Raw genomic sequence first — 15,629 nt, 5'->3', positions numbered from 1 at the left:
TCCCTCCCACTTTTAGTTTATCATTAAATAGTGGAGGATAGATTATGAGTGAGGTTCGATTCGCTGTCGATGCCTCGCTGGTACCGCTTGCAAAAAAGTTGAGAATCCTCGGGGTGGATGTGAAGGTTTGCTACTCTGAAGAACCCGGGAAAGTCCTTCTGATATGCAGGAAAGAGGGTAGAATTCTTCTCACAAAGAAATGTTCTCTTATAAAATTTTTCGAAAAATATGGGCAGAAAGTCTTCTATATCAAAGATGAAAAAGATTTGAAAAGGGTGATAGAACATTTTAAACTGAAACCAGAACGTGCAAGGTGCCCGTACTGTAACAGAGAACTCTTGCCGACTCCACGTGAGGAAGTGATTGAAAAGGTGCCTCTGTACGTTTTTCTGAACGCAGAGAAATTCTCCAGATGTCCCAGCTGCGGAAGAATCTTTTGGAGAGGATCTCATTTAGACTGGGTGAAGGAAGTGATACCAGATGGTTCCGGAGAGACTGAAACAGATAAAGGGAATAAGGATTCTGGAAAGCGAGGATGAAATCCCTCAGGAAGGTTTCACCTGCAGATTTGGAAAGCATACAGTTGTGGCAAATGATGAAGAGTCTTTCGAAATCGTCAGACTCTACAAAAGGCTCACCGTTTATGAGCTGTTGCTCTCTCTTGTGGATTCAATATGTGTTCACCCGAAAGAGGAAGCTCTCAGGTTTTCCCTCAAAAAAGTCAGAGAATTTCTGGATGCGGAAGAAGTCTATCTGATAGAGGGCGATGCTTCTTATTCTTCGAAGGGAGAGAAACTCTCCATCGATGAGATAAAAAAGAAACATCCAGGGGCGAGTGTGAGAGAGTGGAGGAACAAACTGCATCTTGTTGTGGTTCGCGAAGGCGCATTCGATGAAGAAGAAGAGGTACTCTGTACGAAACTTTTAGAATTCATCGGAAACGTATCAGAAAAACTCTGGAGGCTTAAAGAAGAAGTCCAGAAATTGAAAAAGTCGTACGAAGAACAGCTGAAAGTTTCAGAGATACAGAAAGAACACATAAAGAAAATGAGAATAATTTATTACGTCAGCCAGGCCATGAGATCTGTTTATGATCCGAACAACCTTTACCGTGTGATTTTGCTCAGCCTTGTTTCAGAGAGAGGATTCAATTTCGACCGTGCTGTTCTTCTCAAAAAAGATGAAGGTACAGGCTCTCTGATGGTCGTTTCCGCGGTGGGTGGCGATACACTTCAGGAACACGAAGAACTCAAGAGATACCTCAGAAAAAGAACCTTGAGATACACAGATCTGGTACAGTTTTTAAGGGAGGAGGCGCTCACATTCTCGTTTGAAACGAAGTTCAATGAAAAAATAAGGGGAAAGAGATTTTACTACAGAGAACATCCGATATTCGAAAGGGTGGTTTTGAGAAAGAGTATAGTGAGGACTTCGAGAGAAACTCTCGAAAAAATCAGGTACGAAATAGAAGATGTTATAAGTATCCTTGAAAACGATGAGTTCATAGTCTTTCCACTTGTTGGGCGATGGGACACTCTCGGTGTTGTGGTGGTGGACAACAAATTCAGCAAAAAGGAAGTCACCGATCTGGATCTGGACGTGCTCAAACTTTTCTCTGAAAGTGCAGGTCTTGCTCTGGAGAACGCGTACAATTATGAAAGTTTGAGAGAGAAAACACTGGATCTTCAACGTCAAAACGAACTTGTGGAACACCTCAGGAACTTCAGTGAAAGCATTCTGGAGAGCTTAGAAACAGCCATCATAACGCTGAGCAAAGAAGGACGTGTAACCGAATGGAACAAAAAGGCCGAACAACTGTTTGGTCTGAAGAAAGAAAACGTACTCGGAAGAAGGCTCAAAGATCTCCCCGACTTTGAAGAGATCGGATCAGTCGCAGAAAGCGTTTTTGAAAACAAAGAACCCGTGTTTCTCAACTTCTACAAATTCGGAGAAAATTATTTCAACATAAGATTCTCCCCTTTCAGAAACGCCAAAACACAGTTGCTTGAGGGAGCCATCATCACGATCGACGATGTTACAGAACTGTACAAATACGAAGAGGAAAGAAAAAGAAGAGAAAGACTTTCCATACTGGGAGAAATGACCGCGAGAGTCGCTCACGAAATAAGGAACCCAATAACGATAATAGGTGGCTTCATAATGCGCATGAAAAAACATCTTGACGATCCAGAGACACTGAAAAAATACATCAACATAATAACGAACGAACTATCCAGGCTTGAAACGATCGTCAAGGAAATCTTAGAATACAGCAAAGAACGGCAGGTGCTTGAATTCACCGAGTTCAATTTGAACGAACTCATAAGAGAGGTTTACGTTCTATTCGAGGAAAAGATCAGAAAGATGAACATAGACTTTTGCTTTGAAACGGACAACGAAGACCTCAGGATTGAAGCCGATAGAACGAGGATAAAACAGGTACTGATAAACCTTGTTCAAAATGCAATAGAAGCGACAGAGGAAAATGGTAAGATAAAGATAACGTCGGAAGATATGTACACCAGAGTGAGAGTGAGTGTCTGGAATTCGGGTCCTCCCATACCGGAGGAGCTGAAAGAAAAGATATTCTCACCGTTCTTCACCACAAAGACTCAGGGAACAGGTTTAGGACTTTCAATCTGCAGAAAGATCATAGAGGATGAACACGGGGGAAAAATATGGACAGAAAACAGAGAAAACGGGGTTGTTTTTATCTTCGAAATTCCAAAGACACCAGAAAAGAGGTGAGAGAATGAAAAGGATACTGGTTGTCGACGATGAGCCGAACATAAGGGAACTTCTAAAGGAGGAACTTCAGGAAGAAGGTTACGAAATTGACACGGCAGAAAACGGGCAGGAAGCCTTGAAAAAATTCTTCTCCGGAAATTACGACCTGGTGGTTCTCGACATAGAGATGCCCGGTATCAGTGGACTGGAGGTAGCCGGTGAGATCAGAAAGAAAAAGAAAGACGCAAAGATCATTCTGCTCACGGCCTATTCTCATTATAGAGCCGATCTTTCTTCGTGGGCAGCGGATGAATACGTTGTGAAGTCGTTCAATTTCGATGAACTGAAAGAGAAAGTGAAGAAGTTACTTTCGTGACACAGGAGGTGTAAAGAGTTGATGGACTACAAAAACACGCTGAACTTACCGAAAACTTCATTTCCAATGAAGGCAAACTTGGTGAGCAAAGAAAAAGTTTTTCTTGAAGAATGGGAAAAGATGGATCTTTACAACTACGTACTCGAGCAGAGGAAAGGAAAACCTCTTTTTGTTCTGCACGATGGACCTCCTTACGCAAACGGCCACATCCACATCGGGACAGCTCTGAACAAGATCCTAAAGGACATCGTTGTCAAATACAAAACGATGAGAGGATACAGGGCACCGTACGTTCCCGGCTGGGATACTCATGGTCTTCCCATAGAACACAGGGTGTCTCAGGAACTCGGTGACAGGATAAAAGAGATGTCACCTGCTGAGATAAGAAAGAAGTGTGAAGAGTTTGCCTTGAAATTCGTTGAAATACAGAAGGAAGAGTTCAAAAGGCTGGGTGTGCGTGGAGACTGGAACAATCCTTACATCACTCTCAAACCGGACTACGAGGTGAAGATCCTCGATGTATTCAAAACACTCGTCGAACAGGGAAACGTTTACAGATCTTTGAAACCCATCTACTGGTGTCCAAGATGTAGAACCGCTCTTGCAGAAGCGGAAATCGAGTACCACGATCACAGATCTCCTTCCATATACGTGAAGTTCAGATCGAAGGATGATCCAAACCTCTACATCGTGATATGGACCACTACCCCGTGGACCCTTCCTGCAAACGTTGGTATAGCACTTCATCCCGATTTCGAGTATTCTGTCGTGAAGGTTGGAGATGAAAGATGGGTGATCGCCACAGATCTTCTTGAGACTTTTTCCAGAGAAACGGGCGTTGACTGCTCCGAAGTGGTGGAAAAGATAAGGGGTAAAGATCTGGAAGGGAAGGAGTTCCAGCACCCTATTTTTGAAGATAAGACCTCTCGCGTGATACTGGCAGATTACGTTTCTCTGGAAACGGGAACGGGTTGTGTCCACATCGCTCCGGGGCACGGTGAAGAAGACTACGTTTACGGTCATGTGAAATACGGTCTTCCCATCGTCTCTCCGGTTGACGAGGAAGGACGATTCACCGATGAAGCAGGAAAGTACAGGGGAATGTTCATAGAGGATGCCAACAGGGTGATCATAGAGGACCTGAAAGAAAAAGGCATACTCGTTCACGCATCCACCATAACACACTCCTACCCACACTGCTGGCGCTGTAAGGGGCCTGTGATCTTCAGAGCAACTGAGCAGTGGTTCATTTCTGTGGATCACAACAACCTCAGGCAGAAAGTGCTGGAAGAAATAGACAAGGTGAAGTGGATACCGGAATGGGGCCGGAACAGAATCAGATCCATGGTGGAGGAAAGGCCCGACTGGTGTATCTCAAGACAGCGTGTCTGGGGAACTCCCATACCAGCGGTGAAATGTAAAGAATGCGGAGAAGTGGTACTCGATCCGAAGGTAATAGAACACTTCATGAAAATCGTTGAAAAAGAAGGTACAAACGCCTGGTTTGAAAAAGAGGTGGAAGAACTCATCCCCGAAGATTTCGTGTGTCCAAAATGCGGCAAGCGATCTTTCGAAAAAATGCTGGATACACTCGACGTATGGATAGATTCTGGTGCCTCCTTCGAATACATAACCACGAAGAGAGAAGATCACCCGTTCCCCCTCGACATGTACCTTGAAGGTAGCGATCAGCACAGGGGATGGTTCCATTCTTCCATCTTCCTTGCCGTCGCAAAGAGGGGGTCCGCACCTTACAAAGAAGTGCTAACACACGGATTCATAAAGGACGAACAGGGAAGAAAGATGAGCAAGTCCCTCGGAAACGTAGTGGATCCCATGGAAGTGGTGGAAAAATACGGTGCCGAGATTCTGAGACTGTGGCTTGCGAGCAGCGACTACTTCAACGACATAAAGATATCCATGAGGATCGTCGAACAACAAACGGAAGTTTACAGGAAGATAAGAAACACGTTCCGATTCCTCCTTGGAAATCTAGAGGGCTTTGATCCTGAACTCGACAGAGTTCCTTATGAAAAACTCTTGACGATCGACAGATGGGCCCTTGGACGACTGCAGGAGATCATAAAACGCGCCACCGAATATTACGACAGCTACGAATTCTCGAAGGTTTACAATCTCGTGGTGAAGTACTGCACAACAGAACTCAGCTCCCTCTACCTGGACGTCGTAAAGGACAGACTCTACGTGGAAGCGAAGGATTCAATATACAGAAGATCGGCGCAGACGGTGATGCACGAAATTCTCATTGCCCTGATGAAGATCCTTGCACCCATCATGACTTTCACGATGGAAGAGGTTTACTCCCACCTTCATGAAAAGGACAGAAAATACAAGACGGTTCAGGCGGAATACTGGCCAGAGTACAAAGAAGAGTTCATCGATAGAGAGCTCATGGAAGATTTCGAAAAACTCCTCTCCATAAGAGAAGACGTGTTGAAGGCCCTCGAGGAGAAGAGACAGCAAGATGTGATCGGTCACTCTCTCGACGCTGAGGTCGTACTTGTACCCAAAAATGACACCATCAAAGCGCTTCTGGAAAAATACAGAGACATACTCGAAGAACTCTTCATAGTATCGAAGGTATCCCTTTCGGACGCTTCGGGAGAATTGAAAGGAGAACTGGTAGAGGTGACCGTCAAACACGCAGAGGGTGAAAAATGTCAGAGGTGCTGGAAATACACAACGGAGATCTCTGCTTCTGAAGATTTTCCGGGGGTTTGTCCAAGGTGTCTGACAGTTTTGAAAGGAGAGAGGAAGTGACAGCGTGGAAGACATGAAAGTTTCTTTTCTGAAGATCATCACAGAAGCGTACGGTTTGAGGGCAACCGACGTGCACATTTCGGTGGGTTGCCCTCCTTATTACCGTATAGATGGGGACCTTGTACCTCAGGAAAAGTACGGAAAACTCACAAAAGAGACCATAATGAACGCCCTGAAAGATCTGTTCGCTGAGATCGGACAGCCGTTCCCACCTAAAACGAAAGAAGTGGATTTTTCCTTCACCGTGGCAGAAGCGATAAGGGTGAGGGGAAACCTCTATTACGAGAGAAAAAACCCCGCTCTCGCTTTCAGGTTGATACCAAAAAAGATCAGAACTTTCCAGGAACTGGGACTACCAGAGATCTTGAAAACATTCGTTGAGAGAAAGTACGGCTTGATATTGGTGGCTGGTCCCACAGGAAGCGGAAAATCCACCACACTCGCCGCCATGATAGATCACATCAACGAAAATTTCCCATACCACATAATAACGATAGAAGACCCGATAGAATACGTTTTCACAAACAAGAAATCCGTGATTCACCAGAGAGAACTCGGTTCAGACACGGACTCTTTCTACAACGGACTGAAGTACGCTCTGAGGCAGGACCCGGATGTGATCCTCGTGGGAGAAATGAGAGACCTTGAAACAATGGCTCTCGCTCTCACCGCGGCGGAAACAGGACATCTTGTCCTTGCCACGGTTCACACGAACTCTGCAGCTTCCGCACCCGAGAGAATCATAGATGTTTTCCCGGCACATCAACAAAGACAGATCGCTCTTCAGCTTGCGAACACCTTGATCGCCGTGATTTATCAGAGGCTTGTCCCGAAGGCCAACGGAATAGGTTTTACTCCGATCCTGGAGATCATGGTGGGAACTCCTGCCGTGAGGAACCTGATAAGAGAGAACAAGATCCACCAGCTCGAATCTCTGATACAGGCTGGTGCAAGGCACGGAATGGTTCTCTTCGATGACGCACTCGTGAAAGCGGCACTCAAAGGTGATATATCCTTAGAATCCGCTCTGCAGTTTGCCAGGAACCATGAGGAGGTGGCTCGAAGATTAGGAATGAAGCCCTCGTAGAGAAGATCTCCTCGATAGTGAAAGAAAAGAAAAAAGAGATCGAAAAGCTCCTCGCCAGGCCAGATCTGACTCCCGAACAGATGAAGAACTACGGGATAGAATACGCAAAGATAGAAGAAATAGAGAACATCGCAAACAGAATAAAAGAAACTCAGGAGTTCATCGAACTCTTGAGAGAAGAAGGAGAAAATGAACTGGAGATAGAAAAGTACGAGAAAGAACTCGATCAGCTCTATCAAGAACTTCTCTTGCTTCTTTCTTCAGAAGTGGGTGATAAAGCAATCGTAGAAATCAGACCCGGCGCAGGTGGAGAAGAAGCCGCTCTCTTCGCACGGGATCTGTTCAGAATGTACACCAGGTACGCAGAAAGAAAAGGCTGGAACCTCGAAGTCGCTGAAATCCACGAAACAGATCTCGGTGGAATAAGGGAAGTGGTCTTCTTCGTAAAAGGAAAGAACGCTTACGGTATACTGAAGTACGAAAGCGGTGTTCATCGAGTACAGAGAATTCCTGTCACGGAGTCTGGAGGGAGGATCCATACGTCCACCGCTACCGTTGCCGTTCTTCCAGAGATTGAAGAAAAGGATATAGAAATCAGGCCGGAAGACTTGAAGATAGAAACTTTCAGGGCATCGGGACACGGTGGACAGTACGTCAACAAGACCGAATCCGCTGTAAGGATCACACATATTCCAACGGGAATAGTGGTGTCGTGTCAGAACGAAAGATCTCAGTATCAGAACAGGCAAACCGCTTTGAGGATCCTCAGGGCAAGACTCTATCAGTTACAGAAAGAACAAAAAGAAAGGGAAATCTCACAGAAGAGAAAATCGCAGATAGGAACCGGTGAGAGAAGTGAAAAAATCAGAACTTACAACTTCCCCCAGAACAGAGTTACGGATCACAGAATAAACTACACCTCTTACAGACTGCAGGAGATCCTCGATGGAGACCTGGACGAAATCATATCGAAGCTCATAGAACACGACATAGAAAACAACCTCGAGGAAGTTTTAGGAATCGGAGCCTCAGTCGAAGAAAAGTAATAGTGGAGGTGTGAAGATGTTCAACTCGAACTTCTACACGCTAAAACAGGCGATGGACGTTGCTCTTTTGAGACAGAACGTTCACTCACTGAACATAGCGAACGTGAGCACACCCGGTTACAAGAGAAAATACGTGGCATTCGAGGAACTCTTGAAGGAATCAGAAATGAAACTGAAGCTTTCGAAGACAAACGAAAAGCACCTCATCGGTTCAAAGAGTGTCGTAGAACCACGTGTTCTTGTGGACAACACAACCACCATGAGAAACGATGGAAACAACGTTGATATCGATTACGAGATGGTCCAGCTTGTGAAGAACGGACTCAGGTATCAGGTGCTCTCCAGGCTCATGTCGATGAACATAGATAGGTACAATGCTGTACTGAGGGGTGTCAGATGATGAGCGAATTCGAGATCATGAACATCAGCGCAACTGGAATGTCCGCTCAGAGACTCAGAGTCGAGATCGTCTCAACAAACATAGCGAACGCTGAAACCACCAGAACTGAAACAGGAGAACCTTACAGGAGGAAGGTACCTGTGTTCGCCGAGTATCTGAGAAGAACACCAAATGGTAAAATAGAAAGCGCTGGGGTGAAAGTTGTAAAAATAGAGGAAGACCCTTCACCGTTCAGACTCGTGTACGATCCCGCACACCCTGACGCGGATGAGAACGGATACGTGAGGATGCCCAACGTGAATATCGTTAGAGAAATGGTGGATCTAATAAACGCGCAGAGAGCATACGATGCGAACGTGGCGGCTTTCAATGTGACAAAGGCTATGGTGAACAGCGCCCTTCAGATAGGAAGGGGGTAATGGGTGATGGTTGACAGGATAGAGGGGCTCGGCCCTTTGAGCCAGAGTGGAAAGACTCAAAAGAAAAATGAAAACAACTTTTCAGAAGCGCTGAAAGAAGCCCTGGAAAAGGTAAACGACATACAGAAGAAAGCCGAGAAGGCAGCGGATGATTTCGCCCAGGGCAGGATAAGCAACATACACGAGGTTATAATAGAAGCCGAGAAGGCTTCCATAGCGTTGAGGCTCACCGTCGAAGTAAGAAACAGAATCGTGGAAGCTTACAGAGACATCATGAGGATGCAAATCTGACGGCGACCTTCTCGCCGTCTTTTATTTTTTTCAGATCTTCCAGCCCTTCCACGATCTTTCCTATCACGTTTACAGCACTCGCTGGTTGAATTTTGTCATCGCTCATGGGAGTTTTCCCAAAGAACAGACACAGCGCTTTTCCGGAGGCCAGTATCCAACGTCCCCTACCTCAACTACTTCCCTTGGGTTTTCCATCTTCTGAACGTTCACAGGAGTTGAGAAGTATATCTCCTCGCCCCAAGTGTTCACGACACTTTCGAATGGAATTTTTTCCTTCAACAATTTGACGACCTCGTATTCCTCATTGAGATCTATCACACATTTTCCACTTTCAAAGAGGAGTTCAACTCTCATGTTCGCTCCCTCCTCAAAGAAGAAGGGCACCTTTTTGGAGGTGCCCGGATGGTGCCGGGGATCGGACTCGAACCGACACGGGGTTATAAACCCCAGCGGATTTTAAGTCCGCTGCGTCTGCCAATTCCGCCACCCCGGCTCATTTTTTTATTATACCACATCGACAGAAAGATTATTTCAACCTTACAAAATTCAGAACTTCTTCATAATAACCGTGCATGTGTTATAATCAATTAGGAAAACATAAGAGGAGGGAACGAAATGCTCAGGATTGTGGATCTGCACGCAAAGCTGAGAGACGAAGACAAGGAAATATTGAAGGGTGTGAATCTGGAGATAAAAAATGGAGAAGTACACGTTCTCATGGGTCCAAACGGTAGCGGGAAATCGACCCTCGCGAACGTCATCATGGGAAATCCCAGGTACATTGTAACAGAAGGAGACATCTTTTTTGAAGGGAGGTCTATAAAGGATCTGCCCACGAACGAGAGAGCAAGACTCGGTATAATGATGACTTTTCAGAATCCATACGAAGTCGAAGGAGTGAAACTTTCTCAGTTTCTCATCACAGCCCACAGAAGAATTCACGGAGAGGATAAAAACTATCTGGAGTTGAGAAAAGAACTCGAAGAAACTGCCGAAAAACTTGGTTTAGACAAAAATTTCCTCGAAAGGTACCTGAACGTCGGATTCTCTGGTGGGGAAAGGAAAAGGTCCGAGATTCTTCAGAGTCTTTTCCTACGACCGAAACTGCTCATCCTCGATGAGATAGACTCGGGTCTCGACGTTGACGCGTTGAGATCGATAGCGAACTTGATAGCCAGACTGAACGAAGAGGGAGTGACCCTTCTCATCATCACACACTACAAGAGGCTTCTCGATCATTTGAAGAGAATAGACAGGGTTCACGTTTATGTGGATGGACACATAATCACAAGCGGCGGTCCGGAGCTGGCAGATGAAATAGAGGAAAAGGGCTACTCCCTGGAGGGTGTGAGATGATGGAAAGACTGATAATTGACGATTCCCGGTTCGATTTTGTACCGAAGGTGAAGACCGCCTACAAAGCACCCCCCGGTCTCGACGAGAAGCTGATAAAAGAGATATCCCGTGCGAAAGATGAACCGGAGTGGATGTTGAAGCACAGATTAGAGTCACTCAAAGTGTTCAGCGAGTGGCACAATCCCAGATTCGGTGTGGACATATCCGGCCTCGATCTCGGAAAGATAGTTTCCTACATAAAGCCTGACGCAAAGAAGGGTACCTCCTGGGACGAAGTTCCAGAAGAAGTGAAGGAGGCTTTCGATAAACTCGGGATACCGGAAGCGGAAAGAAAGTACCTCGCAGGTGTGGGAGCTCAGCTCGACTCGGAGATCGTCTATCAAAACATGAAGAAAGAGCTTGAAAAGCTGGGCGTTATCTTCCTCGATATGGAAAGTGCTGTTAGGGAGTACCCTGATCTTGTGAAGAAGTATTTCATGAAACTCGTTCCCATCACCGATCACAAGTTCGCCGCACTTCATGGAGCCATATGGAGCGGCGGAACCTTTTTGTATGTCCCAGCGGGCGTGAAAATTCCCATGCCGCTTCAGGCGTATTTTCTGATGAGCAATCCCGGTATGGGACAGTTCGAGCACACCATCATAGTCGCTGAAGAAGGCAGTGAAGTCACTTTCATAGAGGGTTGTTCTGCTCCAAGGTACAACGTCATCAATCTTCACGTTGGGATGGTGGAAATATACGTCAAAAAAGGTGCGAAAGTCAAGTACCTCACCATTCAGAACTGGAGCAAGAACACCTACAATCTCAACACGAAGAGATCGATAGTCGACGAAGAAGGATCGATGACCTGGGTCTCAGGCTCACTGGGAAGTCAGAAGACAATGCTGTATCCAATGACCATACTCAAGGGAAAAGGTGCAAGGGCAGAGAGCATGTCCATCACTTATGCAGGGCCGGGACAGCACATGGATACTGGTTCCAAAGTTGTTCATCTTGCTCCATACACGAGTTCGCTCGTTAGCGCAAAGAGCATCTCTCTCGGTGGAGGCTGGGCTTTCTACAGAGGGCTTTTGAAGATTACAAGGGAAGCCGTAAAGAGCAAAGCCTCCGTCGAGTGTGCAGCTTTGATGCTCGACAATCGATCGAAGAGTGATACCGTTCCGATCATAGAAGTGGAAACAGACAAGGCAGACGTTGGACACGAGGCAAGGATCGGAAGAATAGGCGAAGAACAGATCTTCTATCTAATGAGCAGGGGACTCTCTGAACAAGAAGCAAAAGCAATGATAGTGAAAGGATTCGTTGAACCTGTGGTGAAAGAACTCCCGTTCGAATACGCTGTTGAGTTGAACAAGTTACTCGAACTGGAAATAGAGAAGAGCATAGGGTGAGGTGTTCATTATGGAAAAGACTCTGGTGATAGAACATGACGGTGAAAGAGCGGTCGTTTGGGAAACTCCTCAGATTTTTTCCGAAAACGATTACGACTACGAAGTGCTTGAGAAAGCCCTGGAAAACACCAGTGATCTTCTGAGAGAGTGGAGAAAGAAAAAATACCAGGAGTACAGGGAATGGGGATTCCCAAGATGGAAAAGGTGTAATCTCGATGGTATGGCTCTTCCGGAATTGTCTTTCAAGCGGATAGATCTCGACGTTGATGTCTCTCTCCTTGAAAAGCTGGACTTCGAAGGTACTCACAGGAAATTCGTTCTTCTTGGAGACACGTTCTTCACGGATTTCAAAGTATACAGCGATGGAAAACACGTGGTGAGATTCGACGGAGACGGGATCGAAAACGTGCTTGTGGTCGTCGAAAAAGAGGCGGAGATCTACAAACTCTCCAGCACGGATCGATTCAGAAATACGGTGATGAGGATCTTGGTGAAAAAGAACGCATCGCTGAAGTTCTTCAATCTGGACTTTTTTGGGAATTTTTCCTTCGACAACGTGTTCATCGTTCTCGAAGAAGGTGCAAGACTCACGTTGAGAGACTTCAAAGCGTTCGGTCACAGAAAAGCGGGGTACATTCTTGTGAAATTGAACAAAGCGAGCAAGGCAGACATAAAGTCGTTCTTCTACCAGAACGGATCAGGAGTAGCCGATTTGCTCTATCTTATGAGATTTGAGGGAGAAGACGCCGAAGGGAAATTGAAGGGAAACGGCGTAGTGGATGGTGCAGGAAAGATCGTTTTTCGCGGAATCCTGGATGTGAAAAGGGGTTCTAAGAACATCGTCGCAGAAGAAACAGAACACACACTCATTCTCTCTCCAGAGGCTCGAATGGATGCCATTCCGAGTCTCTGGGTGGACGAGAACGATGTCACCGCCTCACACTCCGCGAGTTCCTCCTCTCTCGACGAAGGCGAACTCTTCTATCTGATGACCAGAGGTATTGACGAGATAGAAGCCAAGAAACTGATCGTTCGGGGAGTGTTCAACGAACTGCTCGACGAACTGGACGAGTCAATGAAGGGAGAGGTAGAAGGTGTTGTCAACAAGATTGTATGAAGACTTTCCAACTTTGAAGATGAAGATTAATGGAAAAAGGATCGTTTATCTGGACAGCGCAGCCACTACATTGAAACCAAAGCAGGTTGTGAAAAGACTGGAAGAATTCTACTACAACAGCTACTCGAATGTTCACAGAGCTGTCCACACTCTCGCCGTGCGCGCCACCACCGAACTCGAGGAAACCAGAGAAGAATTTGCAGAGTTCCTGGGGGTTTCTCCCCAGGAGATAATCTTCACCTCGGGTACCACCATGGCCATAAATCTTGTCGTTGTGTCTCTTTTGAGGAGTGGTATTCTGAAAGAGGACGATCTGGTTCTGGTCTCGCTTCTGGAACACCACGCGAATTTTGTTCCCTGGCTCAGACTTTCGAAACTTCACGGATACAGAATCGGCTTCATCAGACCCTCAGGAAGATTCGGGACACTCGAGATGGACGACCTGCTGAAACACATGAATAAAAACCCAAAAGTTGTTGCCATAACAGGCCTTTCCAACGTGACCGGCCAGAGAATACCCATTGAAGAACTGAGGAACGTCTTTCCGAATTCCATCATTCTCTTGGACGGCGCCCAGCTGGTACCTCATGAACGGGTGAAACCGGAAGATATAGGAGTAGATTTTCTCGCTTTTTCACTTCACAAGATGCTCGGCCCCACTGGTGTCGGTGTACTTTACGGAAGGAAAGAGCTATTGGAACAGATGGAACCATTTCTCTACGGAGGAGAGATGATCGACAAAGTGTCCCTCGAAGACGTCACATTCAACGAATTACCTTACAAATTCGAAGCGGGAACTCCGAACATAGCAGATATAGTCGCATCCAGGGAAGCCTTGAGGTATCTGAAGGAAATAGGTTTCGATGCGGTTCATGAAAAGATAGAACAGCTCACCCGGATGGCTCTGGAAGAGATGATGAAAATCGACGGAGTGGAGATTTACGGACCTCTCGACAAAAGACAGCACGGGATAGTCTCGTTCAATATAAAGGGAGTACACCCACACGATGTAGCCCACATTCTCGATCAGGAATTTGGCATAGCCGTAAGGAGTGGACACCACTGTGCGCAGCCTCTGATGAGTATTTTGAAAGAACACTCTCAGATTGAGTTTCCAAATTCCACCTGTAGAGCCAGTTTTTACATCTACAACACGGAAGAAGATGTTAAAATTCTCGTTGAAGGTGTGAAAAAAGTAAGGGAGTGGTTTTCAAGATGATGTACTCGGAAGCCATCCTGGATTACGCGAATTCCAAAAGATTCAGAGGAAAACTGGACGATGCCACCGTTATCGAAGAGGGAAAGAACATCTCCTGTGGCGATGAAATCACACTCTACCTGAAAGTGGAAGACGGTGTTGTGAAAGATGCCAAGTTCGAGGGAATGGGATGTGTCATCAGTCAGGCTTCGGCTTCTTTGATGCTGGAGAGGATCATCGGAGAAAGGGTGGAAGAGATAATTCCCCTCATCGAAGAGGCAGAAAAAATGAGCCGGGGTGAGAATTTCGATGAGGGAAAGCTGAAGAACGTAACACTCATGTCGGACATAAAGAACTACCCCGCAAGGGTGAAATGTTTCATTCTTGCCTGGAAAACCTTGAAAGAAGCCCTCAAAAAGATTTCACGGTCTTGAGAAAATCTATGAGGTATCCCTTCAGATACGATGATACTTTCCCTATGAGTTCAAGGGTGTAGCGCTTCAAAAGAGAGAGGCCCCCTCTTTGATCCGCTTCTCTGAACTCTTCAACAGAGACGACGGTGAAGCTTTCCAGATCACCCGTTCTTTCTTTCAGTTTTTCTCCAAAGACCTTCTTTATCTCTCTGTGGACCTTTGGAAAGTACGATAAAGCGAGCTTTCTCACTTCCTGAACGAGGTGCCACTCGGACTTCAAAAATACGGGGGTGGCTCCTTCGATCGTCTTTATCGTTTCTTCATCTCCGGAGTATATGAGATACGCTAAATAATCATCGTACACGTAATGGGCGTTCATCAACATCTTCATGATGGATCTGTCGAAGAGTGCCTGGAAGATTTCTCCTGTTTCACCTGGAGTGTTGTGATAGGGCTGTGATAGATCTTCGATATAGTGGAAAGCCCTGGCGAGGAACCTGTATCCCCAGTATCTGTCTCCCTTTCTAAAAGCTTCCTTCGCCATATCGTGGAAGTAGTAAAAGCTTTTGTCGGCTTCAAAGAATTCAAGGCCAAGGATTCGATACTTCATGTGGCGCACACCCTGACTGTTTCCTATGAGGAACTGATACGGTGATAGATCGAGACCTTGGTCCATTCCCCAATCTGGCTCCGAAGAGTACACGGTTAGGATCTGCCAGGCGGGGACCTTTCCGTTTTCAGGAGGGGGATTTGGAGGCAAAATGGCTCCTTCCCAGGCCGACATCGTGTTTTGACCACATACATCCTCGAGAACGAGTTTTGAGAGATTGTAAACTCTGTTTTCCTGATAGTTGTACGGTGTGATGGCGACCATTTCATCTGGTACAATATCTTTCACGATGTAGTAGGTCAAACCCTCGTGACCGCTCCAGGAGAAAACAATGGCGGAAACGACTATCAAAAAGACGATTGAAAGTTTTCTCAACCCGATCACCTCCAATCAGAGTTTAGCACAAAGAGGTGTGTG

15 protein-coding genes, 1 tRNA gene and 1 pseudogene are annotated in these 15,629 nt (G+C 46.1%); 14 read left to right on the top strand and 3 right to left on the bottom strand.

Going from position 1 to position 15,629, the window contains the following annotated elements; translation table 11 throughout:
• Window positions 1-44: 44 nt before the first annotated feature.
• Genes MC24_RS04935 through fliE form a run of 9 tightly spaced genes read left to right on the top strand, consistent with a single transcriptional unit; the run spans window position 45 to window position 9,127 of the window.
• Entirely contained in the window at window positions 45-539 is a 495-nt protein-coding gene (locus tag MC24_RS04935; RefSeq protein ID WP_004081554.1) for a Mut7-C RNAse domain-containing protein, read from the top strand.
• A complete protein-coding gene (locus tag MC24_RS04930) occupies window positions 481-2,748 on the top strand; it encodes an ATP-binding protein (protein ID WP_038053090.1) in 2,268 nt (755 codons plus the stop codon). Before MC24_RS04935 ends, MC24_RS04930 begins: the two co-directional genes overlap by 59 nt.
• Window positions 2,749-2,752: 4 nt before the next feature.
• Complete coding sequence (locus MC24_RS04925) at window positions 2,753-3,103, top strand: response regulator (RefSeq protein ID WP_038053087.1); 351 nt, start codon at window positions 2,753-2,755, stop codon at window positions 3,101-3,103.
• 21 nt (window positions 3,104-3,124) lie between these two features.
• On the top strand, window positions 3,125-5,884 hold the full coding sequence (gene ileS, locus MC24_RS04920) for an isoleucine--tRNA ligase (RefSeq protein WP_038053559.1): 2,760 nt from the start codon (window positions 3,125-3,127) through the stop codon (window positions 5,882-5,884).
• Window positions 5,885-5,888: 4 nt separating this feature from the next.
• Window positions 5,889-6,971, top strand: coding sequence for a type IV pilus twitching motility protein PilT (locus MC24_RS04915; RefSeq protein WP_012311152.1), 1,083 nt, complete (start codon window positions 5,889-5,891; stop codon window positions 6,969-6,971).
• Between the two features lie 17 nt (window positions 6,972-6,988).
• Window positions 6,989-8,017: a peptide chain release factor 1 gene (gene prfA / locus MC24_RS04910; protein ID WP_012311151.1), complete on the top strand. Its 1,029-nt coding sequence runs from the start codon at window positions 6,989-6,991 to the stop codon at window positions 8,015-8,017.
• A 16-nt stretch (window positions 8,018-8,033) separates the two neighbouring features.
• Window positions 8,034-8,417, top strand: a complete 384-nt coding sequence (gene flgB / locus MC24_RS04905; protein WP_012311150.1) for a flagellar basal body rod protein FlgB — start codon at window positions 8,034-8,036, stop codon at window positions 8,415-8,417.
• The gene (gene flgC / locus MC24_RS04900; RefSeq protein WP_011943887.1) at window positions 8,414-8,836 is read left to right on the top strand and encodes a flagellar basal body rod protein FlgC; all 423 of its coding nucleotides are present in this window, start codon (window positions 8,414-8,416) and stop codon (window positions 8,834-8,836) included. The genes flgB and flgC overlap by 4 nt, the downstream gene beginning before the upstream one ends.
• A 6-nt stretch (window positions 8,837-8,842) precedes the next feature.
• Window positions 8,843-9,127, top strand: coding sequence for a flagellar hook-basal body complex protein FliE (fliE, locus tag MC24_RS04895; protein WP_011943886.1), 285 nt, complete (start codon window positions 8,843-8,845; stop codon window positions 9,125-9,127).
• Here fliE and MC24_RS04890 read toward each other — a convergent pair.
• Window positions 9,108-9,481: pseudogene (locus tag MC24_RS04890) on the bottom strand (cyclophilin-like fold protein). The gene fliE and the pseudogene MC24_RS04890 overlap by 20 nt on opposite strands.
• 49 nt (window positions 9,482-9,530) lie before the next feature.
• Window positions 9,531-9,620 (bottom strand) — tRNA-Leu (locus MC24_RS04885).
• 122 nt (window positions 9,621-9,742) lie between these two features.
• Between MC24_RS04885 and sufC the strand changes: the two genes are divergently transcribed.
• The 5 genes from sufC to sufU are packed head-to-tail and all read left to right on the top strand — an operon-like array spanning window position 9,743 to window position 14,623.
• A complete protein-coding gene (sufC, locus tag MC24_RS04880) occupies window positions 9,743-10,483 on the top strand; it encodes a Fe-S cluster assembly ATPase SufC (protein ID WP_038053084.1) in 741 nt (246 codons plus the stop codon).
• Window positions 10,480-11,874 carry a Fe-S cluster assembly protein SufB gene (gene sufB / locus MC24_RS04875; protein WP_038053080.1) on the top strand — a complete coding sequence of 465 codons (1,395 nt, stop codon included), beginning with the start codon at window positions 10,480-10,482 and terminating at the stop codon, window positions 11,872-11,874. The genes sufC and sufB overlap by 4 nt, the downstream gene beginning before the upstream one ends.
• Before the next feature lie 10 nt (window positions 11,875-11,884).
• Entirely contained in the window at window positions 11,885-12,991 is a 1,107-nt protein-coding gene (locus MC24_RS04870) for a SufD family Fe-S cluster assembly protein (RefSeq protein ID WP_038053078.1), read from the top strand.
• Window positions 12,969-14,210: a cysteine desulfurase gene (locus tag MC24_RS04865; protein ID WP_038053074.1), complete on the top strand. Its 1,242-nt coding sequence runs from the start codon at window positions 12,969-12,971 to the stop codon at window positions 14,208-14,210. The genes MC24_RS04870 and MC24_RS04865 overlap by 23 nt, the downstream gene beginning before the upstream one ends.
• Window positions 14,207-14,623 carry a Fe-S cluster assembly sulfur transfer protein SufU gene (gene sufU, locus MC24_RS04860; protein ID WP_038053070.1) on the top strand — a complete coding sequence of 139 codons (417 nt, stop codon included), beginning with the start codon at window positions 14,207-14,209 and terminating at the stop codon, window positions 14,621-14,623. Before MC24_RS04865 ends, sufU begins: the two co-directional genes overlap by 4 nt.
• On the opposite strand, the gene MC24_RS04855 is transcribed toward sufU, so the two are convergent.
• On the bottom strand, window positions 14,601-15,587 hold the full coding sequence (locus MC24_RS04855; RefSeq protein WP_038053066.1) for a hypothetical protein: 987 nt from the start codon (window positions 15,585-15,587) through the stop codon (window positions 14,601-14,603). The two genes, sufU and MC24_RS04855, sit on opposite strands and share 23 nt — an antisense overlap.
• Window positions 15,588-15,629: the final 42 nt, after the last annotated feature.

Source organism: Thermotoga sp. Mc24, assembly GCF_000784835.1.
GTDB lineage: Bacteria > Thermotogota > Thermotogae > Thermotogales > Thermotogaceae > Thermotoga.
The sequence above is the reverse complement of the archived record's forward strand: the minus strand, read 5'-3'. Positions and strand labels throughout refer to the sequence as shown.

Bases quoted from the DNA above. Each gene is read 5' to 3' on its own strand.
- MC24_RS04935 (WP_004081554.1), top strand. From the start codon at position 45: ATGAGTGAGGTTCGATTCGCTGTCGATGCCTCGCTGGTACCGCTTGCA.
- MC24_RS04930 (WP_038053090.1), top strand. From the start codon at position 481: ATGGTTCCGGAGAGACTGAAACAGATAAAGGGAATAAGGATTCTGGAA.
- MC24_RS04925 (WP_038053087.1), top strand. From the start codon at position 2,753: ATGAAAAGGATACTGGTTGTCGACGATGAGCCGAACATAAGGGAACTT.
- ileS (WP_038053559.1), top strand. From the start codon at position 3,125: ATGGACTACAAAAACACGCTGAACTTACCGAAAACTTCATTTCCAATG.
- flgB (WP_012311150.1), top strand. From the start codon at position 8,034: ATGTTCAACTCGAACTTCTACACGCTAAAACAGGCGATGGACGTTGCT.
- flgC (WP_011943887.1), top strand. From the start codon at position 8,414: ATGATGAGCGAATTCGAGATCATGAACATCAGCGCAACTGGAATGTCC.
- fliE (WP_011943886.1), top strand. From the start codon at position 8,843: ATGGTTGACAGGATAGAGGGGCTCGGCCCTTTGAGCCAGAGTGGAAAG.
- sufC (WP_038053084.1), top strand. From the start codon at position 9,743: ATGCTCAGGATTGTGGATCTGCACGCAAAGCTGAGAGACGAAGACAAG.
- sufB (WP_038053080.1), top strand. From the start codon at position 10,480: ATGATGGAAAGACTGATAATTGACGATTCCCGGTTCGATTTTGTACCG.
- MC24_RS04870 (WP_038053078.1), top strand. From the start codon at position 11,885: ATGGAAAAGACTCTGGTGATAGAACATGACGGTGAAAGAGCGGTCGTT.
- sufU (WP_038053070.1), top strand. From the start codon at position 14,207: ATGATGTACTCGGAAGCCATCCTGGATTACGCGAATTCCAAAAGATTC.